Annotated in this window: 24 protein-coding genes; 16 read left to right on the plus strand and 8 right to left on the minus strand. The window is 73.1% G+C overall.

Going from position 1 to position 22,593, the window contains the following annotated elements; translation table 11 throughout:
* The first annotated feature begins 72 nt into the window (after positions 1-72).
* The 5 genes from OO57_RS02015 to OO57_RS02035 all read left to right on the plus strand — a co-directional run bounded on the left by OO57_RS02015 (position 73) and on the right by OO57_RS02035 (position 7,077).
* Positions 73-894: a hypothetical protein gene (locus OO57_RS02015; RefSeq protein ID WP_033250485.1), complete on the plus strand. Its 822-nt coding sequence runs from the start codon at positions 73-75 to the stop codon at positions 892-894.
* Positions 884-2,164, plus strand: coding sequence for a hypothetical protein (locus tag OO57_RS02020; RefSeq protein WP_051776392.1), 1,281 nt, complete (start codon positions 884-886; stop codon positions 2,162-2,164). The genes OO57_RS02015 and OO57_RS02020 overlap by 11 nt, the downstream gene beginning before the upstream one ends.
* Positions 2,165-2,171: 7 nt before the next feature.
* Positions 2,172-3,755, plus strand: a complete 1,584-nt coding sequence (locus OO57_RS02025; protein WP_033250486.1) for an SCO6880 family protein — start codon at positions 2,172-2,174, stop codon at positions 3,753-3,755.
* Positions 3,756-3,781: 26 nt separating this feature from the next.
* Positions 3,782-5,128, plus strand: a complete 1,347-nt coding sequence (locus tag OO57_RS02030) for an ATP-binding protein (RefSeq protein WP_033250487.1) — start codon at positions 3,782-3,784, stop codon at positions 5,126-5,128.
* Positions 5,129-5,271: 143 nt separating this feature from the next.
* Complete coding sequence (locus OO57_RS02035; RefSeq protein WP_051776395.1) at positions 5,272-7,077, plus strand: bifunctional metallophosphatase/5'-nucleotidase; 1,806 nt, start codon at positions 5,272-5,274, stop codon at positions 7,075-7,077.
* A gap of 55 nt (positions 7,078-7,132) precedes the next feature.
* Here the strand turns inward: OO57_RS02035 and OO57_RS02040 are convergent, their stop codons facing one another.
* From OO57_RS02040 to OO57_RS02060, 5 genes are all read right to left on the minus strand, one after another.
* A complete protein-coding gene (locus OO57_RS02040; RefSeq protein WP_033250488.1) occupies positions 7,133-8,602 on the minus strand; it encodes a sensor histidine kinase in 1,470 nt (489 codons plus the stop codon).
* On the minus strand, positions 8,599-9,372 hold the full coding sequence (locus tag OO57_RS02045) for a response regulator transcription factor (protein ID WP_033250489.1): 774 nt from the start codon (positions 9,370-9,372) through the stop codon (positions 8,599-8,601). Before OO57_RS02045 ends, OO57_RS02040 begins: the two co-directional genes overlap by 4 nt.
* Positions 9,373-9,443: 71 nt before the next feature.
* Positions 9,444-10,616, minus strand: a complete 1,173-nt coding sequence (locus OO57_RS02050; protein ID WP_234337183.1) for a S1C family serine protease — start codon at positions 10,614-10,616, stop codon at positions 9,444-9,446.
* Positions 10,617-10,705: 89 nt separating this feature from the next.
* A complete protein-coding gene (locus OO57_RS02055; RefSeq protein ID WP_033250491.1) occupies positions 10,706-11,746 on the minus strand; it encodes a LacI family DNA-binding transcriptional regulator in 1,041 nt (346 codons plus the stop codon).
* 239 nt (positions 11,747-11,985) lie between these two features.
* Entirely contained in the window at positions 11,986-12,717 is a 732-nt protein-coding gene (locus OO57_RS02060) for a response regulator transcription factor (protein ID WP_033250492.1), read from the minus strand.
* A gap of 590 nt (positions 12,718-13,307) precedes the next feature.
* Here OO57_RS02060 and OO57_RS02065 point away from each other — a divergent pair.
* The 5 genes from OO57_RS02065 (at position 13,308) to OO57_RS02085 (ending at position 16,474) form a co-directional block, all read left to right on the plus strand.
* Positions 13,308-13,613: a MoaD/ThiS family protein gene (locus OO57_RS02065; protein WP_081973405.1), complete on the plus strand. Its 306-nt coding sequence runs from the start codon at positions 13,308-13,310 to the stop codon at positions 13,611-13,613.
* Between the two features lie 121 nt (positions 13,614-13,734).
* A complete protein-coding gene (locus tag OO57_RS02070; protein WP_033250493.1) occupies positions 13,735-14,412 on the plus strand; it encodes a DUF2993 domain-containing protein in 678 nt (225 codons plus the stop codon).
* Between the two features lie 526 nt (positions 14,413-14,938).
* Positions 14,939-15,772 (plus strand): sulfurtransferase, encoded by an 834-nt coding sequence (locus OO57_RS02075; protein WP_033250494.1) that lies wholly within the window; start codon positions 14,939-14,941, stop codon positions 15,770-15,772.
* A 39-nt stretch (positions 15,773-15,811) separates the two neighbouring features.
* Complete coding sequence (locus OO57_RS02080; protein ID WP_014137449.1) at positions 15,812-16,102, plus strand: DUF1416 domain-containing protein; 291 nt, start codon at positions 15,812-15,814, stop codon at positions 16,100-16,102.
* Positions 16,103-16,183: 81 nt separating this feature from the next.
* A complete protein-coding gene (locus tag OO57_RS02085; RefSeq protein ID WP_033250495.1) occupies positions 16,184-16,474 on the plus strand; it encodes a DUF3099 domain-containing protein in 291 nt (96 codons plus the stop codon).
* On the opposite strand, the gene OO57_RS02090 is transcribed toward OO57_RS02085, so the two are convergent.
* Positions 16,468-16,830: a DsrE family protein gene (locus OO57_RS02090; protein ID WP_033250496.1), complete on the minus strand. Its 363-nt coding sequence runs from the start codon at positions 16,828-16,830 to the stop codon at positions 16,468-16,470. The genes OO57_RS02085 and OO57_RS02090 overlap by 7 nt on opposite strands.
* A 242-nt stretch (positions 16,831-17,072) precedes the next feature.
* Here OO57_RS02090 and OO57_RS02095 point away from each other — a divergent pair, with 242 nt between their 5' ends.
* The 3 genes from OO57_RS02095 to OO57_RS02105 all read left to right on the plus strand — a co-directional run bounded on the left by OO57_RS02095 (position 17,073) and on the right by OO57_RS02105 (position 19,151).
* On the plus strand, positions 17,073-17,657 hold the full coding sequence (locus tag OO57_RS02095; RefSeq protein WP_033250497.1) for an FABP family protein: 585 nt from the start codon (positions 17,073-17,075) through the stop codon (positions 17,655-17,657).
* 86 nt (positions 17,658-17,743) lie between these two features.
* The gene (locus OO57_RS02100) at positions 17,744-18,190 is read left to right on the plus strand and encodes a Fur family transcriptional regulator (RefSeq protein ID WP_033250498.1); all 447 of its coding nucleotides are present in this window, start codon (positions 17,744-17,746) and stop codon (positions 18,188-18,190) included.
* Between the two features lie 10 nt (positions 18,191-18,200).
* On the plus strand, positions 18,201-19,151 hold the full coding sequence (locus OO57_RS02105; protein WP_033250499.1) for a YgfZ/GcvT domain-containing protein: 951 nt from the start codon (positions 18,201-18,203) through the stop codon (positions 19,149-19,151).
* Between the two features lie 136 nt (positions 19,152-19,287).
* On the opposite strand, the gene dtd is transcribed toward OO57_RS02105, so the two are convergent.
* On the minus strand, positions 19,288-19,719 hold the full coding sequence (gene dtd, locus OO57_RS02110) for a D-aminoacyl-tRNA deacylase (RefSeq protein WP_033250580.1): 432 nt from the start codon (positions 19,717-19,719) through the stop codon (positions 19,288-19,290).
* A 348-nt stretch (positions 19,720-20,067) separates the two neighbouring features.
* Here dtd and OO57_RS02115 point away from each other — a divergent pair, with 348 nt between their 5' ends.
* From OO57_RS02115 to OO57_RS02125, 3 genes are all read left to right on the plus strand, one after another.
* Positions 20,068-20,592: a hypothetical protein gene (locus OO57_RS02115; protein WP_033250500.1), complete on the plus strand. Its 525-nt coding sequence runs from the start codon at positions 20,068-20,070 to the stop codon at positions 20,590-20,592.
* A gap of 62 nt (positions 20,593-20,654) precedes the next feature.
* Positions 20,655-21,605, plus strand: coding sequence for an asparaginase (locus OO57_RS02120; protein WP_033250501.1), 951 nt, complete (start codon positions 20,655-20,657; stop codon positions 21,603-21,605).
* Between the two features lie 120 nt (positions 21,606-21,725).
* Positions 21,726-21,947: a dodecin gene (locus OO57_RS02125; protein WP_033250502.1), complete on the plus strand. Its 222-nt coding sequence runs from the start codon at positions 21,726-21,728 to the stop codon at positions 21,945-21,947.
* A 93-nt stretch (positions 21,948-22,040) separates the two neighbouring features.
* Here OO57_RS02125 and OO57_RS02130 read toward each other — a convergent pair whose 3' ends face one another.
* On the minus strand, positions 22,041-22,532 hold the full coding sequence (locus OO57_RS02130) for an inorganic diphosphatase (protein WP_033217614.1): 492 nt from the start codon (positions 22,530-22,532) through the stop codon (positions 22,041-22,043).
* Between the last annotated feature and the right edge of the window lie 61 nt (positions 22,533-22,593).

Consider the following 22,593-nt stretch of genomic DNA (forward strand, 5'->3'; position numbering starts at 1 on the left):
CGTACCCCCGCCGAGCACCCGTAGCGCCGCCACCCGCACCCCGCGCGGCGGCGCCTCACCAGGAGGGCCCCCGTGCCGTTGTCCGACGACCAGCCGCACACCCGTACGCGGCTACCGGTCGCCGAACAGACCGCCCCCGTGACCGGCCGTCAGGCCAGGCCGCTGCGCACCCTCCTGACCGTCCTCGGCATCGTCACCCTGCTGGTCGTCGCCGTCTCCGTCGCCAACCGCGACAAACCCGCGGTCGACCGCGGCAACGGCACCACCACCTCCGGCGACCACGCCCCCGGCGCCGCCGCCTCCCCCGACCGCACCGCCGCCAGCGGCCAACAGCCCGTCACCACCACGGCCAACGGCATCGGCACCGGCTACCCGCACACCGACCAGGGCGCGGAGTCCGCCGCCGCCAACTACGCCGTCGCCCTCGGCTCCGCCGACATGTTCCGCACCGACAGCCGCCGCACCGTCCTCACCACCATCGCCGACCCCACCGTCCTCCCCACCCTCCAGGCCCGCCTGGACCAGGCGTTCACGCCGGAGACGGTCGCGCACTACGGGCTGGACGCCCAGGGCAGGGCGCCCAAGGGACAGACCTTCGTCAGCCGGATCGTCCCGGTCGGCACCCGCACCACCAACGGGGCCGACACCGCCACCCGGGTCGACGTCTGGTGCACCGGCCTGTACGGACTGGCCGGCGAGGGCTCCACCGTCCCGGTCACCCAGGACTGGTACACCCTGACCGTCACCATGCGCTGGACCGGCAGCGACTGGAAGCTCACCGACTACTCCCGCGCCGCGGGCCCCGCCCCCCTGCCCGCCGACCAGCAGGCGGCCACCGCGAAAGAGATCGCCGATGCCGTCCAGCAGTTCGGAGGGTTCCGCTATGCCCGCTGACGCCCAGCCCCGACTGCACCTGCTGCGCCGCGCCGGGGCGCTCGGCGCCGCGATGAGCGTCCTCCAACTCGCCGCGCTGGTGGTCGCGCAGCAGGTGGCGGCGGAGCCGTCGCCGAGCCCTTCGTCGACCTGCGCCGCGCAGAACGTCCCGCTGCCCGGGGCGGGCAGCCAGTGCGCCCCGCCCGGTGCCACCGTGATCCCCGGGACGGACGCCGTGTCCGGGGTCACCGATCCGCTGGGGTCGTTGGCGAAGGGGTGCGCGCAGGCGGCGGCCTGGGTGGTGCGGCAGTTGTCGGGGGCGATCGACGGGACGACGAAGGTCGACTTCACGAACGCGGCGTTCCTGCAGCAGTACGCGGTGGTGTTCGCGGTCTCGACGGTGGTCACGCTGGTGCTGTGGCTGCTGGCGGTGACGAAGCGGGCGGTGCGCGGCGCGGCGCTGGGGCAGGCGTTCGGCGAGGCGGTCGGGTACCTGTGGCTGACGGTGATCGCGTCGGCGTTCACGCCGCTGATCCTGTACACGGTGGTGACGGTCACCGACGGGCTGACGGACGCGATCGCGGCGGGGACGAAGTCGGACACCGGCACGTACCTGGGCGGGTTCGCGGACACCCTGGAGAAGGGGAGCATCGGCGGTGGCCCGCTGATCCTGATCCTGGTGTCGCTGGTGGCGGTGCTGGCCGCGACGGTGCTGTGGGTGGAGCTGGTGATCCGGGCGGCGATGCTGTACGTGGGTGCGCTGCTGGGGACGGCGGTGTACGCGGGGCTGGTGGACAAGCAGATGTGGAAGCACGTCCGCCGGTGGGCCGCGATGATGCTGGCGGTGGACCTGGCGAAGCCGATCGTGGTGATCATCCTGGGGCTGGCGGGCGCGGTGGCGACCGGTGCGGGGGCGGACGACGACTTCGGGCGGGTGCTGGCGGGGCTGGCGATCCTGTTCCTGTCGATCTTCGCGAGCGCGGCGGTGTACCGGTTCGTGCCGGGCTTCGGCGACGAGCTGATGGCGATGCGCCACGCCAGGGCGAGCGCGGTGCAGGCCGGCAGCGCGATGATCAACGGCCCGGCGAACTTCGTGAAGCAGGGCATCTCGACGCACGGTTCGCGCGGCGGCGCGGAGGGCGCGGGCGGTGGCGGCGCCCCGGCCGGTGGCGGCGGGGCGGGCGCGGGCATCGCGGCGCACGCCTCCCGGCCCGCGAACCCCCCGCGGGCGGCGGTGCCGCCCGCGCAGGGCCAGGTCCAAGCTCCGGTCAACAACCCGAAGGGAGGGTGACGGGTAGATGAGCAGCGACCAGCTCGGCCAGTACGGCACCCAGTACGCCCAGCCGTATGCCCACCAGCGCCGCAGCTACCTGATCGGCAAGGCGCGGCCGAACGCGCCGATCGGGCGCAACCGGGAGAACGGCGAGATCGTGCTGATCATCGCCGGTGCCGGCCTGGGCATGGTGTGGGGGCTGATCCCGAGCCTGCTGCCGCTGCGGATCGCGGGGCTGGTGGGCTTCCCGCTGCTGGCGATCATGGCGGTGTACGTGCCGTACCGGCGGCGGACGTTCTACAAGTGGGTGGAGATCAACCGGACGTTCCGGCGGACGGTGCGCAGCGGCCGGGCGGTGTGGAAGCCGGACGTGCACGAGGCGGGGACGCGGTTGGACGGGCGCGAGGTGGAGGTCGGCCCGCCGCCGGGGGTGGGGCGGCTGCGCTGGCTGGCCGCGCCGTTCGGGCCGGACGAGGTCGCGGTGCTGATGCACCTGGAGCGCCGGACGGTGACCGCGGCGATCGAGATCGAGGGCCCGGGCGTGGGCCTGCGCGACTCGGAGGACCAGGAGGCGCTGGTCGACCGGTTCGGGACGCTGCTCAAGCACGTGGCCAACGGCGACGGCTTCGTGACCCGGCTGCAGATCCTGGCCCGCACCCTGCCGGCCGACCCGGACGCGCACGCCAAGGACGTGGAGCGGCGCGGCGACCACACGGCGCCGCGCTGGCTGCAGGAGAGCTACGACCAGCTGCAGTCGATGGTGTCGACCTCCTCGGAGCAGCACCGGGCGTACCTGGTGGCGTGCATGCACTACACCCGTGACCTGGCGGCCGAGGCGCACGCGATGGGGCGCACCGCGTACGGGCGGGGCGAGAAGCGGGACCGCAGCGACGACGGTCTGGCGACCGTGATGGCGCGCGAACTGACCGACATCTGCGCGCGGTTGGCGGAGGCGGACATCCGGGTGCGGCAGCCGCTGGGGCAGGCCCGGCTGGCGTCGCTGATCCACTCGATGTACGACCCGGACCACCCGATCGACCACATCCAGGCGATGAGCCGGCGCAACGCCTGGCCGGCCGAACTGGACGCCACGCACCCGCAGTTCCTGCAGGCGAAGACCCGGGAGGCGGCGACCCGGGAGCCGTGGTGCCACGCCACCGCGTGGATCAAGGAGTGGCCGCTGACGCCGGTCGGGGTGAACTTCCTGGCGCCGCTGCTGGTGCACACGCCGGACGTGATCCGGACGGTCGCGGTGACCATGGACCTGGAGCCGACCGACGTCGCGATCGAGCGGATGCTGACCGAGAAGACCAACGACGAGGCGGAGGCCAGCCGGGCGGCGAAGATGAACCGCACGGTGGACCCGCGCGACCTGGCGCACACCGGCCGGGTGGACCAGCGCGGCGACGACCTGGCGTCCGGCGCGGCCGGGGTGAACCTGGTGGGGTACCTGACGGTGTCCTCGCGCAGCCCCGAGGCGCTGGCCCGGGACAAGCGCACCATCCGCGCGTCCGCGGGCAAGAGCTACCTGAAGCTGGAGTGGTGCGACCGCGAGCACCACCGGGCGTTCGCCAACACCCTGCCGTTCGCCACCGGCATCCGCCGCTGACGCCGCTGACCCCCGGAGGCCCGTCGATGCTCGGCAAGCTCACCGATTCCTTCACCAGCACCCTGTTCGGCCGGGTGGAGACCACCCGGCTGCCGGTGCGCACCTCCAGCGGCCAGGCGCAGGCGGTGTACCTGCCGACGGCGGCGCCCGGGCTGGGCGACTCCGGGGTGATCATCGGCCGCGAGGTGTACAGCGGCAAGGGCTACGTCTACGACCCGTTCCAGCTGTACGGCCAGCAGCTGCCGGCCCCGCACTGGCTGGTGCTGGGGGAGTCCGGCAACGGCAAGTCGGCGCTGGAGAAGACGTACGTGCTGCGGCAGTTGAGGTTCCGCGACCGCCAGGTGGTGGTGCTGGACGCGCAGGGCGAGGACGGGGTCGGCGAGTGGAACCTGATCGCCAACGCGCTGGGGATAAAGTCCGTCCGGCTGGACCCGATGGCGGCCCTGGACGGCGGGGTGAAGCTGAACCCGCTGGACCCGGCGATCACCACCACCGGCCAGCTGTCGCTGCTGCGCACCATCATCGAGGTGGCGATGGGCCGCGCCCTGGAGGAGCGGGCCGGGTTCGCGCTGAAGGCCGCGCACGCGTACGTGCTGGCGACGGTGAAGGACCGTCAGCCGGTGCTGAACGACATCATCGACACGCTGCGCAGCCCCGACCTGTCGGCGGTGGAGTCGCTGGGCGTGGAGGTCGGCGAGGTGCAGTCCTGGGGCCTGGACGTGGCCCTGGTGCTGGACCGGCTGGTCGACGGCGACCTGCGGGGGATGTTCGACGGCCCGACCTCGGCGGGCATCGACCTGGACGCTCCGCTGATCGTCTTCGACCTGTCGCACATCGACCGGAACTCGATCGCGATGCCGATCCTGATGGCGATCGTCGGGGTGTGGCTGGAGCACACCTGGCTGCGGCCGGACCGGGTGAAGCGGATCTTCCTGGTCGAGGAGGCCTGGCACATCATCAACAGCCCGTTCGTGGCGCAGCTGTTCCAGCGGCTGCTGAAGTTCGGCCGCCGCCTGGGCCTGTCCTTCGTCGCGGTGGTGCACCACCTGTCGGACGTGGTGGACGGGGCGGCGGCGAAGGAGGCCTCGGCGATCCTGAAGATGGCCTCCACGCGGACGATCTACATGCAGAAGGCCGACGAGGCGAGGGCCACCGGCCGGGTGCTGGGCCTGCCGCGCTGGGCGGTGGAGATCATCCCGACGCTGTCGCCGGGCATCGCGGTGTGGGACGTCAACGGCAACGTGCAGGTGGTCAAGCACATCATCACCGAGGCCGAGAAGCCGCTGGTGTACACCGACCGCGCGATGACCGAGGACGCGGTGGCCGAGCGGGACCGGGCCGACCAGCAACTGGCGGCGCAGCCGCGGATCTGAGGGCCCGCCCGCGGAGCGTTCGTCAGGTGCCGGATACCAGCTCGTTACTCGTAGGTTCCTGACAGCTACGCGCGTTGACCCTAGGCTGCACCCTGACAACGCCAGGCCGCGCTGCCGCGGCCCCGACGGTCCAGGGGACAGCCATGCCCATTTCCGGTTCCACCGGCCGCCGCTCGACCGCCCTCGCGGTCGCCGCGGCCGCCGCCCTGTTCGGCACGATGGCCCTGCCGGCCACCGCCGAGGCCCACGGCCGGGGCCACGACAAGCCCAAGTACGAGGACCTGCAGCTCCTCGCGATCAACGACTTCCACGGCAACCTGGAGCCCCCGGCCGGCTCCTCGGGCACGATCACCGAGATCGACCCCGCCACCGGCAAGACCGTCGCCACCCCCGCCGGCGGCGTCGAGTACCTGGCCACCGCGCTGCGCGACGCCCGCCAGGGCCACGCCAACAGCCTGACCGTCGCGGCCGGCGACATCATCGGCGCCAGCCCGCTGGTCTCCGGCCTGTTCCACGACGAGCCGACCATCGAGGCGATGAACGAGATCGGCCTCGACGTCACCTCGGTCGGCAACCACGAGTTCGACGAGGGCTCGGCCGAGCTGCTGCGCATGCAGAAGGGCGGCTGCCACCCGACCGACGGCTGCTACGAGGAGGGCCGCACCTTCGAGGGCGCGGACTTCCCGTACCTGGCGGCGAACGTCACCGACGAGAAGACCGGCAAGCCGCTCCTCAAGCCGTACTGGGTGAAGAACGTCCACGGCGTCAAGGTCGGCTTCATCGGCGTGACCCTGGAGGGCACCCCGAACATCGTCACCGCCGCCGGGGTCCAGGGCCTCGGGTTCGGCGACGAGGTCGAGACCATCAACAGGTACGCGGCCGAGCTCAAGCGGCAGGGCGTCAACTCGATCGTGGCGCTGATCCACGAGGGCGGCCTGCCCGCCAGCAACGTGTACAACTACGACTGCGGCGCGGCCGGCGCGGGCATCTCCGGCCCGATCGTGGACATCGCCCGGAACATCGACCCGGCCGTCGGGGCGATCGTCACCGGCCACACCCACAACGCGTACGCCTGCATGATCCCGGACCCGAAGGGCGTGCCCCGCTCGGTCACCAGCGCCGCCTCGTTCGGCCGCCTCTACACCGAGATCAACCTCAAGCTGGACAAGCGCACCGGCGCCATCGTCCGCCCGTCGGTCACCGCCGCCAACCACGTCGTGCGCCGCGACCTGCCGAAGGCGCCGGACCTGACCGCGCTGCTCGACCGGTACACCAGGCTGGCCGCCCCGATCTCCAACCGGGCCACCGGCTACATCACCGCCGACATCAACGGCCGCGGCTCCAGCGCGCTGGAGAAGCCGCTCGGCGACCTGATCGCCGACGCCCAGCTGGCCGGGCTCTCCGCCCCCGACAAGGGCGGCGCGCAGGTCGCGTTCATGAACCCCGGCGGCATCCGCGCCGACCTGGTGTACAAGGCCACCGGCGCCGAGGGCGACGGGGTGGTGACCTACGGCGAGGTGTTCGCCGTCCAGCCGTTCACCAACATGATGCAGGTCAAGACGCTGACCGGCGCCCAGCTGGTGCAGGTCCTGCAGCAGCAGGTCTCCGGCGCCAACGAGGCCTCCCCGAAGGTCCTGCAGATCTCGGGCAACCTGCACTACACGCTCGACCTGAACCAGGCCGGCGCGGCCCGCGTCCTCGTCGACTCGATCCGCCTGAACGGCGCGCCGATCGACCCGGCCGCCAGCTACCGGGTCGCCGCGAACGAGTTCCTGGCCGGTGGCGGCGACGGCTTCCCCGCCTTCGCGGCCGGCACCGACAAGCTGGTCGGCGCCTCCGACCTGGACGTCTTCAACGCGTACCTGACCGCCCACAGCTCGGCGGGCGCCCCGATCGCGCCGCCGGCCTCGGACCGGATCAACGTCGTCCCCGTGGTCAAGGCGGGCTGACCCCGCGGCACGGCGGAGGGCGGGGCACCCCGGTGTCCCGCCCTCCCGCGCGTCCTCAGCGCGGCTCCTCCGGCTGCCCGGGCAGCACGATCACCGCCTGCGTCCCCGCCCCGCCGTCCGGGGCCGGGCCCAGCGAGACCTGCCCGCCGGTGTCCCGCACGGTCTGCGCCACGATCGACAGGCCCAGGCCCGAACCCGGCAGCTGCCGCGAGGACGGCGAACGCCAGAACCGGTCGAAGACGTACGGGAGTTCCTCCGCCGGGATGCCCGGCCCGCGGTCCCGGACCGTCAACCGGCCGCCCTGCAACCGGACGTCGATCGTCCCCGCGGGCGGCGAGTACTTCACCGCGTTGTCCAGCAGGTTGACCACCGCCCGCTCCAGCGCCGCCGGGTCCCCGTGCACGTACCAGGGCCGCACGTCCGTGTCGAACACCAGCGAGGGGCCGCGCAGCCGCCCCCGCTCCAGCGCCCGTCCCACCGTCTCGTGGAACGGCACCACCGTCCGCACCGCCTCCGGGTTCGGCGTGTCCGGCCGGGACAGCTGCAGCAGGTCGCCGATCAGCAGCGTCAGCTCCTGCATCTGCGCCTTCATGTTCCCCAGCATCCGCGCCCGCGTCTGCGGCGGCAGCGCCCGCCCCTGCGCGTCCGAGCGGATCAGCAGGTCGACGTTGGTGCGCAGCGAGGTGAGCGGCGTGCGCAGCTCGTGGCCCGCGTCGGCGATCAGCCGGGTCTGCCGCTCCCGGGAGTTGGCGAGCGCGGTCGACATCGAGTTGAACGAGGTGGAGAGCCGGGCGATCTCGTCCTGCCCGTTGACGGGGATGGTGGTGCCGACCTCCTCGGTGCGGGCGATGTGCTCGACCAGGCCGGTCAGCTGGTCGACGGGCTTCAGCGCGGAACGGGCGATCAGCCGCCCGGTGACGCCCGCCCCGATCACGCCCAGCCCGGCCACCCCGGCCATCAGCAGGGCGAGGCTCTTGAGCGAGTCCTGCACGCCGTCGGTGGGCAGCGCGGTCAGCAGCGTCGCGGGCTGCCGCTCCCCGGTGGGGTACTGGACGCTGGCGCCGGTGCGGCGGATCAGCGCCGAGTCGCCGTTGAGGTAGCTGCCCTCGCGGTAGGTGACGCCCGTGCTGCCCGACGTGCCGCTCGGCAGGTCGCTCGACTTCACCTCCAGCGCCTTGGTGGCGCCGATCGGGAAGCACACGGTGCCGTCGGACGTCACGAACTGGAAGTCGTACTTCGGCGGGCCGAAGTGGCCGTCGGCGGGCGCCGAGGGCACCGCGGCCAGGGCCTCCTCGGGGGTCTTGCCGCAGTACAGGATCTGGTTGCGGCTGAGGCCGGGGCCCTCCTGGACGGCCGTGGAGAGGCTCTCGTGCACCTCCTGGTAGAGCTTCTCGCGCACCAGCAGCCAACTGGCCACCGACACCACCGCGATCGCCACCGCCACCGCGGCGGCCGTGAGCACGGCCAGCCTGCTCCGCAGCGACCTGCCGCGGAACCACCCCGTGAGCCGGCCGACGAGTCTCATGCCGCGGCGCCGGTCGCGGCGCGCAGCGCGTAGCCGACACCGCGGACGGTCTGGATGACGCGGGGCATGCCGTGCTGCTCGGTCTTGCGGCGCAGGTACATGACGTAGACGTCGAGGGAGTTGGAGGAGGGCTCGAAGTCGAAGCCCCAGACGGCCTTGAGGATCTGTTCGCGGGTCAGGACCTGGCGCGGGTGGGAGAGGAACATCTCCAGTAGCATGAACTCGGTGCGGGTCAGCTCGATGGGCCGGCCGTCGCGGGTGACCTCGCGGGTTGCGGTGTTCATCCGCAGGTCGGCGAAGGCGAGCACCTCGCCGCCGTCCTCGTCGGCGGCGGTGCGGGCGGCGGCCTCGGCGGCGAGCGCGTTGCGGCGCAGCAGGGCGCGGACGCGGGCGAGGAGTTCGTCGAGCTCGAAGGGCTTGGCGAGGTAGTCGTCGGCGCCGACGTCGAGGCCGGTGACGCGGTCGCCGACGGCGTCGCGGGCGGTGAGCATCAGGACGGGCACGGTGTCGCCGCGGGAGCGCATCCGGCGGACGGCGGTGAGGCCGTCCATCCGGGGCATCATGATGTCCAGCAGCACCAGGTCGGGGTGGTCGCGCTCGACGGCGGTCAGGGCCTCGTAGCCGTCGGTGGCGGTGGTGACCTGGTAGCCCTCGAAGGCGAGGCTGGATTCCAGCGCGTCGCGCAGCGCGGGCTCGTCGTCGACCACGAGGACGCGGGCGCCGCCGCCCGGGGCCTCGGCGGGAGTGCGGTCGTCGGCGGGGGGAGTCATCGGCGCGGGCCCTTTCTGAGTCCGGTGCGGTCCTGGCCATTGTCCGCCGGGTGCGGCGGAACGGGCGGTTGTCAGAGGGTCTTGCCGGCCTGCATCTGGGACAGGACCTGCTTGACGCTGTTGATCGGGATGGCGAAGCCGAGGCCGACGCTGCCCGCGTCGGAGCTGCCGGTGGAGCTGGAGCCGGAGGCGGAGTACATGGCCGAGTTGAGGCCGATGACCTGCCCGGCGGCGTTGATCAGCGGGCCGCCCGAGTTGCCGGGGTTGAGCGCGGCGTCGGTCTGCAGGGCCTGGTAGGTGGCGGTGTCGGCGGAGTTCCCGGACGAGGACCCGGAGCCCGAGGAGCCGCGCTGGCCGGGCAGCTCCGGGAAGCCGAAGCCGCCGTTGTTGCTGGTGGTGCTCTCGTCGACCTGGACGGAGACCTTGCGGTCCTTGGCGGAGACGATGCCGGAGGTGACGGTGCCGGTGAGGCCCTCGGGGTTGCCGATGGCGACGACCGAGTCGCCGACGGCGACGCCGTCGGAGTCGCCGAGGACGGCGGTGGTGAGGCCGCTGACGCCGGAGGCGGTGATGACGGCGGTGTCCAGGGACTTGTCGGTGCCGGTGACGGTCGCGGGGGCGGTGGAGCCGTCCTGGAAGGTGACGGTGGCCTGGCCGCCGCCGCTGACCGCGCCGGAGACGACGTGGTAGTTGGTGAGGATCCGGCCGTCCTCGGTGAGCACCACGCCGGTGCCGGTGGCGGTGCCGCCGGAGGTCTTGACGGTGATCTGCACGACGGCGGGGGAGACCGCGGCGGCGATCGCCGAGACGTTCGCGCTGCCGTCGGCGTTGGCGGAGACGGGGCGCACCAGGGTGCTGCTCGCGCTGGTGGAGCCGGTGTGCTCGTGGGCCAGCGCGCCGCCGGTGACGCCGCCGACCAGGGCGGCGACCGCGGCGACGGCGGTGGCCAGGGCGAGGCGGCCGCGCAGCAGGCCGCGGCGGGCGCGGTGCCCGGCGGGCGGCTGCTGGTCGGCGGGGCCGTCGGAGAGGCCGTCGGCGGGGCCGGGGGTCGCGGGCAGCAGCGCCGGGTCGCCCGCGTCGGCGGGCGGCAGCGCCGGGTAGGCGGCCTCCTGGTAGGGGGCGCCCTGGTACGGGGTGCCGGGGTGCGGCGGGTACGCGGGGGCGGCGGGCGGCTGCGGCGGGAGCCGGCCCGCGCCGCCGTCCTGGGGGTGGGGCTCGTGGGGGCTGCGGTGCTGGTCGCTCATGACGACCAAGCTCCGCCCGTTTCATGAAGACCGGATGAGAGCGTGCTAGAGGTTCCCCGAGAAGCGCGTCAGCTTCTCATAAAGCCTGGTCAGGCCGGGTCGCCCCCGCAGCCGCAGGAACGCCGCACCACCAGGCGCGACGGGAACTTGCGGACGCGCTCGGTGTCGCTGCCGGGCACCATCAGCGAGTCGTCGAGGACCAGGTCGACGGCGGCCCGGGCCATCGCGTCCCGGTCGGAGGCGACGGTGGTCAGCGGCGGGGAGGCGAAGGCCGCCTCGGGGATGTCGTCGAAGCCGACCACCGCGAGGTCCTCGGGGACGCGCAGGCCGAGTTCCTGGGCGGCCCGGAGCACGCCGATCGCCTGGTCGTCGGTGGAGCAGAAGAGCGCGGGCGGCCGCCGGTCGGAGCCGAGCAGCTCCAGCGCGACCTGGTAGGCGCCGTAGCGGTGGAACGGCGCGTCGATCAGGTGCGGTTCGGTGGGCAGGCCGTGCGCGGCCATCGCGAGCTCCCAGCCGGCCACGTGGTCGATGACCGGGTCGCCGGGGGCGGGGGACTCGACCGGGCCGCCGAAGCAGGCCACGTACGGGTGGCCGTGCACCTCGAGGAGGTGGCGGACGATCAGTTCGGAGCCGCCGATGTCGTCGGTGACCACGGCGACGTCGTCGATCGCCTCGGGGCGGCGGTGCAGCAGCACCACCTTGGCTCCCTCCATGGCGGCGAACTCCTCGGCGGCGCGCTGCGAGGGGCCCTGGCTGACCAGGATCAGGCCGGAGACCCGCATGCCGAGGAAGGCGCGGACGTAGTGCACCTCGCGGTCGTCCACGTAGTCGGAGTTGCCGATCAGCACGAGCTTGCCGCGCTCGGAGGCGGCGCGTTCCACGGCGTGCGCCATCTCGGCGAAGAACGGCTGCCGGGCGTCGGGGACGACCATGCCGATCAGGTTGGTGCGCCGGGAGGCCATCGCCTGGGCGACCGAGTTGGGTCGGTACCCGAGCTGCTCGATCGCGGCGAGCACCTTCTCCCGGGTGGCCGGGGCGACCGGCCGGGGACCGTTGTTGATCACATAGCTGACGACCGCGGTCGAGGTGCCAGCCAGTCGGGCTACGTCGTCGCGCGTCACCTTGGCCACGGGGGGAGTCTACGCGGGTCGTTCGGTGCTCCGGCCCGGGGTGACACCTGGTGGGACGGCCGTTTCCGGACCGATCCGGGCAAAGCCGGGCGAGTGTTCCCGCGGGCGCTCCCGGAGGCGTTCCCGCGGATCTTCCGCGGGCGTTCCGCGGGCGCTCCGCGGACGTTCCGGGCGCGTTCCCGGGGTCGTTCCCGCGGGGCCGGGCGAGTGCTGCGCAGTGCGGCCCGCCCGGCCCTCCGTCAGCGCTCCTGCGCCGCGCCGCTGCGGCTCTGCTCGGAGCGGTCGGCGCCCTTGTCGGGGCGCTCGGGCACCACGAAGCGGTAGCCGACGTTGCGCACGGTGCCGATCAACTGCTCGTTCTCGACGCCGAGTTTGGCGCGCAGCCGGCGGACGTGGACGTCCACGGTGCGGGTGCCGCCGAAGTAGTCGTAGCCCCACACCTCCTGGAGCAGCTGGGCCCGGGTGAAGACCCGGCCGGGGTGCTGCGCCAGGTACTTGAGCAGCTCGAACTCCTTGAAGGTGAGGTCGAGGACTCGGCCCTTGAGCTTGGCGGAGTAGGTGGCCTCGTCGACCGAGAGGTCGCCGTTGCGGATCTCCATCGGGCTGTCGTCGGTGGCCGCGTTTAGCCGCCCGAGGGCGAGCCGCAGCCGGGCCTCGACCTCGGCCGGTCCGGCGGTGTCGAGCAGCACGTCGTCGACGCCCCAGTCGGCGGTGACGGCGGCGAGGCCGCCCTCGGTGACCACCAGGATCAGCGGGCTGCCGATGCCGGTGGAGCGCAGCAGCTGGCACAGGCTGCGGATCTGCGGCAGGTCGCGCCGGCCGTCGACCAGGATCACGTCGGCGCTCGGGGTGTCGACCAGGGCGGACCCCTCGGCGGGGGCCACCCGGACGCTGTGCAGCAGCAGCCCGAGGGCGGGCAGCACCTCGGCGGAGGGTTGCAGGGCGTTGGTCAGCAGGAGCAGTGAACTCATACCCGGTTAGTCCCCTTTCCGGGTCGTCGCGGTCACGGCCGCCGGGGAACGTCGGCCGCAGTACGGGGTGGGGGAGCGCCGACGGGTCGGCGGGCGCGTCGGTGGACGCGGCGGCGGTGGCTCGCCCCGGGGTCCCGCAACCCCTGGCGTCCCGCTGGTGCCTCGTCCATCGGCGTGCCCTCCGGTCCGTCCCGCCGGTTGCGCACCTCGTCGTGCGGCCGGCGGCGGGGGCGTCCCGGCGGCGGGTGCGGGTGGGTGCACCGTTCGCAAGAACGTCCGCATGGCGTCCTGAAAGCACAAAAGGACCCGGGGGCGACTCTGCCCGGATCCCTCATTGGATCGAGGATAGCCGACCCGCCCCGGCCTGGGGAGAGGCGCGAGCGGGGCGCACGGGGCCGGGCCGCGCTCCGGTCGGCGGCCCGGACGCCGCCGCGGGGGCGGCGCGGGCCGGGGTGCTTGCCCGCGGGCGGGGGGTGCGGGCGATGATGGGGGCCGCACCGGCCGCACCGTACGTGTACCCCGACCAGCGGGTGGGCCGCCGGCACCGGGCCGGCCGCCGTACCGGGCGATGACCGTCGAGAGGCTTTGCCGTGAGCGCGACCACCGAGAACCGCACCGCCCCCGGATCACCCGCCCGGGTGAGCGGGACCGTCCGCTACTGGGCCGCCGCCAAGTCCGCGGCCGGCCGGGCCGAGCAGTCGTTCGAGGCGGCGACGCTGGCGGACGCGCTGGCGGCGGTGCGCGCCGCGCACGCCGACCGGCCGGAGCTGCTGCGGCTGCTGGAGGCGTGCTCGTTCCTGCTGGACGGCGAGCAGGTGGGCGGCCGGGAGCACGCCGGGCCGGCGCTGTCCGAGGGGTGGACGGTGGAGGTGCTGCCGCCGTTCGCCGGAGGCTGATCGCGGTTTCCCCGGCGGCCGTTCCGGAACTGGGTCACCCGTGCGATCGTCCCTATGTCCGTGGAACGGATTCCGTTCGCCTTCGAACGGTCTCCGGCTCGAACGTCTCAGGGGGAGTGCGATGCACGGCTCGGTGAAGCTGCTGATCGGTCTCGGCGTGGTGGGCGGCCTGCTGGTCGGCGCCGACCGGATCGCCGTCGGGGTCGCGGAGGACCAGGCGGCGGACGCGGCCGTCTCCTCCGGCTGGATGACCAGCCGGCCGGACGTCGAGATCGACGACTTCCCGTTCCTGACCAGCGCGCTCTCCGGCGAGCTGGACAAGGTCGTGATGAGCTCGGACGGGATGACCGTGACGGACGGGAAGGAGACCGTGACGGTGCACTCCTTCAAGGCGAACATGTCCGACGTGAAGTTCACCGACTCCTACCGCGGCGTCACGGTCGGGCGCGGCGACGGCCAGGGCGTCATCTCCTACCAGGACCTGTCGAAGTTCGTGGCGGGCGCGGCGGGCGGGCAGATCGTCCTGGAGTACGCGGGCCCGGGCAAGGTGAAGACCTCGGTGCTCGGCGCCACGGTCGAGGGGAAGCTGCGCAGCGAGGGCAACGAGGTCGTCGTGGACGGCTTCGAACTGGGCGGCCTGGCCGCCAAGTTGAAGCCCGTGGTCGGAGACCTGCTGAAGCCCCGGCGGTTCGCCCTGACCGGCCTGCCGACCGGTCTCTCGCTCTCCGAGGCCACCCCCGAACCGGACGGCGTCCGGCTGCGCTTCACCCTCGCCCCCGGCACCACGCTCGGCCACTAGGACTGCGCGGGCCCGCCGCGGTCCGTCCGCTGGGCGAGACGCGCTGTCCAGCGCGGCCGCCGGAACGTCCCGGAACGCCCGTTCGCCCGGTCCCCGCACCGGGGCCGGGTCGATCCCCGCGCGAGCGAAAACCGGTAAATCCCAGGATTCGGATGTTCCGGTCTCATTATTCGACACAATGGTGACAGCACCCCCACCGCTTCCCTAGCATCGTCGTCATGAAGCGACAGGCGGACCTCACGAAGCGGCGGGCGGTAGACCACTGCCGCGTGTCGAGCTGCCTGTGTCGAATGCGCTGATTCTGCGGTCACGTCCCGCAGTCCCGGCGCGTCAGCCCCGCTCCGAGGCCGCGAACCGGTAGCCATGGGCACCGGTGCGCCCGGAGCGACGAGCACACACTTCTGATTCACCCCGGCCGAAGCCGCACCCACCCCCGTCCCAGCATGCGGACAGGTGTGCGGACGCGTGCGGTCCGGAGCACTCCCAGCAGCCCTTCCGCCAACCGCCCCCGGATGGAGAAACCCACATGAGCCGCAGCGACGTCCTGGTCGACGCCGATTGGGTCCAGGACCACCTGGACGACCCGAAGGTCGTCATCGTCGAGGTCGACGAAGACACCGCCGCCTACGACAAGAACCACATCCGCAACGCGGTCCGGATCGACTGGAAGAAGGACCTCCAGGACCCGGTCCGCCGCGACTTCATCGACCAGGCCGGCTTCGAGGCGCTGCTGTCCGCCAAGGGCATCGCCAACGACGACACCGTGGTGCTCTACGGCGGCAACAACAACTGGTTCGCGTCCTACGCCTACTGGTACTTCAAGCTGTACGGCCACGGCGACGTCCGCCTGCTGGACGGCGGCCGCAAGAAGTGGGAGCTCGACTCCCGCGAGCTGGTCGTCGAGCAGCCCGAGCGGGCCGCCACCCAGTACACCGCGCAGCCGGCCGACTCCTCGATCCGCGCCTTCCGCGACGACGTGGTCAACGCGATCGGCACCCTGAACCTGGTCGACGTCCGCTCGCCCGACGAGTTCTCCGGCAAGCTGCTCGCCCCGGCCCACCTCCCGCAGGAGCAGTCGCAGCGTCCGGGCCACGTCCCGTCCGCCAGGAACATCCCGTGGGCGAAGAACGCCAACGACGACGGCACCTTCAAGAGCGACGACGAGCTCAAGGCCCTGTACGAGGCCGAGGGCGTCGACCTGGCGACCGACACCATCGCGTACTGCCGGATCGGCGAGCGCTCCGCGCTCACCTGGTTCGTGCTGCACGAGCTGCTCGGCCAGGAGAACGTCAAGAACTACGACGGTTCGTGGACCGAGTACGGCAGCCTGGTCGGCGTGCCGATCGAGCTCGGCAACTGAGCCCCGGCTCGCGCAACAGCAAGGAAGAGGGAAACAGACATGTGCGGTGCGAAGGCCGGCGGCCCGGACCTGGCAGGAGTTGACGTGGCCAACGAGACGATCATCCAGGGTTCGGTGACCCGCAACGACGAGCCGGTCAACGGCTACGTGCGGCTCCTCGACGAGAACGGCGAGTTCACGGCCGAGGTCCCGACCTCGGCGACCGGGCAGTTCCGGTTCTTCGCCCGCCCGGGCAAGTGGACGCTGCGGGCCCTGGTGCCCGGCGCCACCGTGGACCGCCAGGTGGTCGCCACCCAGGGCGAGTTCACCGAGGTCGCGATCGCGGTCTGACGACCGCGGCGGCAGCGTGACAGCGTGACGAGGGGCCCGGACGCCTTCTGGCGGCCGGGCCCCTCGGCTTACCCTGGAGGGGTGCAGGCACACCGGCGGCACGTGCGCTACTTCGTGATGATGGGCGTCTGCCTGGCGCTGTTCGTACTGGCTTGGGGCGTGGTGCGCTTCTGGTCGGTCGGCGCCGCCATCGGCATGTGCGCGGTCGCGATGGTGATCCCGCCGGTGGCCGCCGTCCTCGCCAACAGGCGCGACCGGGACGACGACTGGTGGAACGACCCGCGCTGGGACGACCCCCGCTGGGAGCAGCGCGGCCACGACCGGGACCGGCCGGACCGCGAGCCCCCGGACGACGACCCCCGGCGTCAGTAGACCAGCGCCCTGGCGTCGTCCGCCATCACCTCGGACAGGAACACCTGCGCCCCGGCGATCCGCACGCCCTCGATCACGTCGGCCTGCGCGATGTCCCGGCGCGCCGCGCACTGGGTGCACAGCGTGACGCTCCCGCCCGCCAGGACGGCCTCCAGCAGGTCCGGCAGCGGCGCCGAGTGCGGCAGCTCGAACCCGGCGGCCTTCCCCGGCAGGGCGAACCAGGCGGACTCCCCGGTCAGCCAGAGCGAGACCGGCACGCCGCTGGCGACGGCGACCGAGGCGACCGTGAAGGCCTGCGAGCAGCGTTCCGGCGCGTCCGCCCCGGCGGTGACCTTGATGACCAGCTTCTTCGACATGCCCCAGAGACTACGGGCGCGAGGGGCGCCGGATAGACTCGCGCCGTACCACAGTCCGTCGAACCCGCCCCTGGGAGCGCACCGTGTCCGGTCTTGAGATCTTCTTCGACAGCCTGCTGGCTCTGATGGCCGTGCTGATCACCTGGTTCGCCGTCTTCTCCGTCATGAAGCTCTACCAGGGCCAGCGCTGACGACTGCCGTACGGTTGACCCGGTAACCGTCCGACGACACCAGCCAGGACCATGATCGAGATTCCTTCCGACCTCCACCGCGACGTCGTCCCGCTCGCCTTCCTCCTCGGCACCTGGGAGGGCGCGGGCGTCCACGACTTCCCGGGTTCCGAGAAGTGCAACTTCGGCCAGGAGATCGTCTTCCGGCACGACGGCCGTCCCTTCCTGGAGTTCCGCTCCCGCACCTGGGTGCTGGACGAGCAGGGGGAGAAGGTCCGCGCGCTGGAGAACGAGCACGCCTTCTGGCGGGTCACCAGCAACCAGCACGGCACCAGCGGCGAGCGCGAGATCGAGGTCTCCTCGGTCCGCGACGACGGCACCGTGGAGATCTGGTACGGCAAGCTGCACGACGGCAAGCCGCAGATCGACCTGGCCACCGACGCGGTCGCCCGGATCGAGGGCGCGGCCCCCTACAGCGGCGGCAAGCGGCTGTACGGCCTGGTCAAGGACGAGCTGCTCTGGGTCGGCGAGAAGGCCGCCCCCGAGGTGCCGCTGCGGCCGTACATGTCGGCCCAGTTGAAGAAGGTGCTCAACCCGGCGCAGCTGATCAAGGACGTCAACGACCTGCCGGACGACGGCATCGCGTTCTTCCGCTGATCCGCCCGGCACGCACGGAGTAGGGGCCGACCGTCCGGTCGGTCCCTACACTTGTCGGCACGACCTCTCACCGGGCAGGGACACACGTGGCGAACAGCGAGACCACCGACTGGAAGGCCGACCTGCGCGAGCGCGGCTACCGGCTGACCCCGCAGCGCCAGCTGGTGCTGGAGGCCGTCGACGTGCTCGACCACGCGACCCCGGACGAGATCCTCTGCCAGGTCCGCAGGACGGCCAGCGGCGTCAACATCTCCACCGTGTACCGCACGCTGGAGCTGCTGGAGGAGCTCGGCCTGGTCTCGCACGCGCACCTCGGCCACGGCGCCCCCACGTACCACCTGGCGGGCCGGCACACCCACCTGCACCTGGTCTGCCGGGACTGCGACAAGGTCACCGAGACCGACACCGCGATCGCCGCCCCGCTGATCGACAGCCTGCGCACCGAGCACGGCTTCGACACCGACCTCAAGCACTTCGCCATCTTCGGGCGCTGCGCCGACTGCACCGCCAAGCTGGAGAACGGGCAGTCGTAAGCTGGCGGGTATGAAGAGCCCGCTGCTTGCCCTGCCCGGCGCCGTCCCGGCCGAAGGTCCCGACGAGGGGGTCGCCGCCCACTACGGCGACCTGTTCCGCGAGCAGCGCGCGCTGGCCGCCGGTCGCGGCTTCACGGACCTGTCGCACCGCGGCGTGATCACCGTGACCGGCCCGGACCGGCTGAGCTGGCTGCACCTGCTGCTCACCCAGCACGTCAGCGACCTGCCGCCGCAGCAGGCCACCGAGGCGCTGGTGCTCTCCCCGAACGGGCACGTGGAGCACGCGCTCTACCTGGTCGACGACGGGGAGACCACCTGGATCCACGTCGAGCCGGGCGGCGCCCCCGCGCTGGTGGCGTACCTGGAGTCGATGAAGTTCTGGAACCGGGTCGAGGTCGCCGACGCCACCGAGCAGTACGCCGTGGTGTTCCTGCCCGCGGGCTCCACCGCCCCGGTCGGGAGGGCCGCCGCGGTGCGCGAACTCCCCTGGGGCCGCGACCTGTTCCTGCCGCGCGCCGAACTCGCCGCGGCCGCCGAGGAGTTCGGCCCGGCGGCGGGCGTCTGGGCGTACGAGGCGCTGCGGATCGAGGGGCACCGGCCGCGGCTCGGCTTCGAGACCGACCACCGCACCATCCCGCACGAGGTGGACTGGCTGGGCAGCGCCGTGCACCTGCAGAAGGGCTGCTACCGCGGCCAGGAGACGGTCGCCCGGGTGCACAACCTGGGCCGCCCGCCGCGCCGCCTGGTCTTCCTGCACCTGGACGGCACCGAGGAGAAGCTGCCCGCGCACGGCACCGAGGTCCGGGTCGCGGGCCAGGACCGCCCGGTCGGCTTCGTCACCTCCTCGGCCCGGCACCACGAGCTGGGCCCGGTCGCGCTGGCCCTGGTCAAGCGCAACACCCCGGTGGACGCGGTGCTGCTGGCCGACGGCGTCCCCGGCACCCAAGACATGATCGTCTGACTGTCCTCGCTCGCCTCCGGGCGCTCCGACCCGGCGCCGACACTCCTCGCTCCGGCACTCCCTCCTCCGTCGGTCGCTAGTCGCTCGTCGCTTTCGGCACCGGCGCGCCCTTCGGCTCACAGGGGGTGTAGAGGGCTCAGACCTCCAGCAGGACGGTGAACGGCCCGTCGTTCACCAGCGACACCTTCATGTCGGCGCCGAACCGCCCGGTCTCCACCTTCGCGCCCAGCGCCCGCAGTTCGGCCACCACCGCGTCCACCAGCGGCTCGGCGACCGGGCCGGGCGCGGCGGCGTTCCAGGTGGGGCGGCGGCCCTTGCGGGCGTCGCCGTAGAGGGTGAACTGGCTGATCACCAGCAGCGGGGCGCCCAGCTCCGAGCAGGAGAGCTCGGGGCTGCCCGGGAACAGCCGCAGCGTCCAGAGCTTGCGGGCCAGTTGGGCGGCCTGCGCGGGGGTGTCCTCGTGGGTGGCGCCGACCAGGACGCACAGGCCCGGCCCCTCGATCGCGCCGACCGTCTCGCCGTCCACCGTCACGGCCGCCCCGGCGACCCGCTGCACCACTGCTCGCATGCCGCCCATTGTGCCGGGCCCGCTCCGCGGGGGGCGCGCGGCCTCCGGTCGCACGCCGGGGTCGCGCGTGCTGCGCCCCGATCCGTGCAGGTGAACCCGTGGCGCGGATTCTTCGTACTAGCCAGGGGTGTTCGCCAGGGGGCCGTTCGGGTACTCGGGCGTGCGGCGCCGGGGCCCGGGGTGGCACGCTGTCCGACGGCCCGGGGCCTTCCGGGCCCCGCGGGGGCGTCCGCCGTCCCGGCGAACCGCGTCACCCGCACGAGTGGCACCGCCCGCCGGGGGGAACCCTGGGTGGCGGGCGGCCCGTGCTACCGGCGGGCACTGGTACTACGGCAGGTGGTCGGATTGATGGACGTGAGCGCGGTCGACGAGGGCCTGGCCGGCCTGGCCCTGGAGGAACTGCGGGTGCTCCGCCGGGACGCGCTGGAGCAGGAGGCCGACCTGTCCTACCTGCGCCGCCTGCTGCACGGCCGGATGGACATCCTCCGGGCCGAACTGCAGCGCCGGGAGATCATCCCGCAGCAGGCCGCCGACGAGCCCCCCTGCGCCCTGCTGGACCGGCTCCCGGCCATCCTCGCCGACGCCCCCTCCGCGACCCGCCGCCCGGCCCGGCACGTCACCCTCGGCCCGCCGCGCGGCGAGCGCTACCAGCAGGAGGCCGACGCCCTGATGGGCGACGTCCAGCTGGCCGACCTGGCCGCGCACGCCACCGCCGAGCTGCTGGCCGCCGTCGAGCGCCTGGACGAGCACCAGCGCGAGGTCTCCGGCCGCCGCCAGGCCCTGCAGCGCACCGCGGACGACTGCGGGGCCGAGATCACCCGCAGGTACCGTGAGGGGGAGGCCCGGGTCGACGACCTGCTCAGCGAGCGCTGAGCGGGGCGGACGCGGCCGGGGCCCACCCTCACCCTCACCGCCCCGCCCCTGGAGACCCACCCGTGTCGCAGTCCGCTCTGCCCGCCCTCGCCGAGGTCATACGCTCCGGCTTCACCGAGGGCCGCCACCGCGGTTCGCTGGTCCTGCTCGACGCCGACGGCGCCGTCGAGTACGCGCTCGGCACCCCCGAACTACCGGTCTACCCGCGCTCCACCGCCAAGCCCTTCCAGGCGGTCGCCACCCTGCGGGCCGGACTCGACCTGCGCGGCGAACAGCTCGCGCTGGCCGCCTCCAGCCACTCCGCCGAGCCCTTCCACCGCGCCGCGGTGCGCAAGGTCCTCGCCGACGCGGGCCTCACCGAGGCCGCCCTGCGGCTGCCCGCCGACCTCCCGCTGGACGAGGTGGAGGCCGAGGAGCTGCTCCGCTCCGGCGGGGAGCGCGCCCCGATCCTGATGGACTGCTCCGGCAAGCACGCCGCCTGGCTGGCCGCCTCGGCCGCCAACGGCTGGAGCTTGGAGGGCTACCTCGACCCGGCCCACCCGATCCAGCAGCTGGCCCGCGCCGCCCTGGAGGAGGCCGTCGGCGAGCGCGCCGCCCACCTGGGCACCGACGGCTGCGGCGCCCCGCTGCTGGCCGTCTCGCTCACCGGCCTGGCCCGCGGCTACCGCGCCCTGCTGCTGGCCGACCCGGGCACCGAGCAGCGCCGGGTCGCCGACGCGATGCGCGCCCACCCCGAGTACGTGGCCGGCACCCGCCGGGCCGACACCTGGCTGATGCGGGCGGTGCCCGGCGCGCTCTCCAAGATGGGCGCCGAGGCCGTCCAGGTGGTGGCGCTGCCCGACGGCCGGGCCCTCGCCTTCAAGGTCGAGGACGGCGCCGAGCGCGCCCGCGGCCCGGTGCTGGCCGCCGCGCTGCGCCGCCTGGGCGTCGCGGACCCGGTGCTGGACCGGATCGCGGCCGCCCCGCTGCACGGCGGCGGCACCGTGGTCGGCGAGGTCCGCGCGGCCTTCTGACGGCCCGGCGGCCCGGCGGCCCGACGTCCTGTCGGCCGACCCTGGGATGCCCGCGGCGGCACTTCGGTGCACGGTGGACGGCGGGGGAGCCACCCGCCGCCGCACCAGGGAGAGACCGCCATGACCGACCACACCTACCGGGTCACCGAGATCGTCGGGTCCTCGCACGAGGGCGTGGACGCCGCGATCCGCAACGGCATCGCCCGCGCCAACCGGACGCTGCGCAACCTGGACTGGTTCGAGGTGGTGCAGGTCCGCGGCCACATCAAGGACGGCGAGGTCGAGCACTACCAGGTCGGCCTGAAGGTCGGCTTCCGGCTCGACGACAACGACGGCGCCTGAGCCCGGACCCCCGGGACGCGCGAGGGGCGGGAGTCCGACCGGACTCCCGCCCCTCGCACGGGTGCGGCAGGGCGCCCCGCAGGGCGGCACGGCTCAGTGGCCGCCCTGCTCCTGCAGGCGCTTGATCGAGGCCTCGATCTCGGCCTCGGCCTCGGCCCGGCCGACCCAGTCGGCGCCCTGGACGGACTTGCCCGGCTCCAGGTCCTTGTAGACCTCGAAGAAGTGCTGGATCTCCAGGCGGTCGAACTCCGACACGTCCTGCAGGTCCTGCAGGTGCGACCAGCGCGGGTCGGTCGCCGGGACGCAGAGCAGCTTGTCGTCGCCGCCCGCCTCGTCCGTCATGTGGAACATGCCGATGGCGCGGCACTTGATCAGGCAGCCGGGGAAGGTCGGCTCCTCCAGGATGACCAGTGCGTCCAGCGGGTCGCCGTCGTCCGCGAGGGTGCCCTCGACGTAGCCGTAGTCGGCCGGGTAGCGGGTCGAGGTGAAGAGCATGCGGTCCAGGCGGAGCCGGCCGGTCTCATGGTCGACCTCGTACTTGTTGCGCGAGCCCTTCGGGATCTCGATCAGGACGTCGAACTCCAACGGTTCCTCCAAGGGTTGGGACTGACAGAATCCAAGTGTCTCCTACGGCGGGGTGTGCTCA

This window comes from Kitasatospora phosalacinea (genome assembly GCF_000717185.1).
In the GTDB taxonomy this organism is placed as follows: Bacteria; Actinomycetota; Actinomycetes; order Streptomycetales; family Streptomycetaceae; genus Kitasatospora; species Kitasatospora phosalacinea_A.

What these genes read in the sequence shown, in the direction of transcription:
- OO57_RS02125 (WP_033250502.1), top strand. Translation starts at nt 21,726, where the DNA reads ATGACCGACCACACCTACCGGGTCACCGAGATCGTCGGGTCCTCGCAC.
- OO57_RS02045 (WP_033250489.1), bottom strand. Translation starts at nt 9,372, where the DNA reads ATGACTCCCCCCGCCGACGACCGCACTCCCGCCGAGGCCCCGGGCGGC.
- OO57_RS02040 (WP_033250488.1), bottom strand. Translation starts at nt 8,602, where the DNA reads ATGAGACTCGTCGGCCGGCTCACGGGGTGGTTCCGCGGCAGGTCGCTG.
- OO57_RS02070 (WP_033250493.1), top strand. Translation starts at nt 13,735, where the DNA reads ATGCACGGCTCGGTGAAGCTGCTGATCGGTCTCGGCGTGGTGGGCGGC.
- OO57_RS02035 (WP_051776395.1), top strand. Translation starts at nt 5,272, where the DNA reads ATGCCCATTTCCGGTTCCACCGGCCGCCGCTCGACCGCCCTCGCGGTC.
- OO57_RS02020 (WP_051776392.1), top strand. Translation starts at nt 884, where the DNA reads ATGCCCGCTGACGCCCAGCCCCGACTGCACCTGCTGCGCCGCGCCGGG.
- OO57_RS02025 (WP_033250486.1), top strand. Translation starts at nt 2,172, where the DNA reads ATGAGCAGCGACCAGCTCGGCCAGTACGGCACCCAGTACGCCCAGCCG.
- OO57_RS02075 (WP_033250494.1), top strand. Translation starts at nt 14,939, where the DNA reads ATGAGCCGCAGCGACGTCCTGGTCGACGCCGATTGGGTCCAGGACCAC.
- dtd (WP_033250580.1), bottom strand. Translation starts at nt 19,719, where the DNA reads ATGCGAGCAGTGGTGCAGCGGGTCGCCGGGGCGGCCGTGACGGTGGAC.
- OO57_RS02105 (WP_033250499.1), top strand. Translation starts at nt 18,201, where the DNA reads ATGAAGAGCCCGCTGCTTGCCCTGCCCGGCGCCGTCCCGGCCGAAGGT.
- OO57_RS02050 (WP_234337183.1), bottom strand. Translation starts at nt 10,616, where the DNA reads ATGAGCGACCAGCACCGCAGCCCCCACGAGCCCCACCCCCAGGACGGC.
- OO57_RS02060 (WP_033250492.1), bottom strand. Translation starts at nt 12,717, where the DNA reads ATGAGTTCACTGCTCCTGCTGACCAACGCCCTGCAACCCTCCGCCGAG.
- OO57_RS02115 (WP_033250500.1), top strand. Translation starts at nt 20,068, where the DNA reads ATGGACGTGAGCGCGGTCGACGAGGGCCTGGCCGGCCTGGCCCTGGAG.
- OO57_RS02090 (WP_033250496.1), bottom strand. Translation starts at nt 16,830, where the DNA reads ATGTCGAAGAAGCTGGTCATCAAGGTCACCGCCGGGGCGGACGCGCCG.
- OO57_RS02080 (WP_014137449.1), top strand. Translation starts at nt 15,812, where the DNA reads ATGTGCGGTGCGAAGGCCGGCGGCCCGGACCTGGCAGGAGTTGACGTG.
- OO57_RS02030 (WP_033250487.1), top strand. Translation starts at nt 3,782, where the DNA reads ATGCTCGGCAAGCTCACCGATTCCTTCACCAGCACCCTGTTCGGCCGG.
- OO57_RS02095 (WP_033250497.1), top strand. Translation starts at nt 17,073, where the DNA reads ATGATCGAGATTCCTTCCGACCTCCACCGCGACGTCGTCCCGCTCGCC.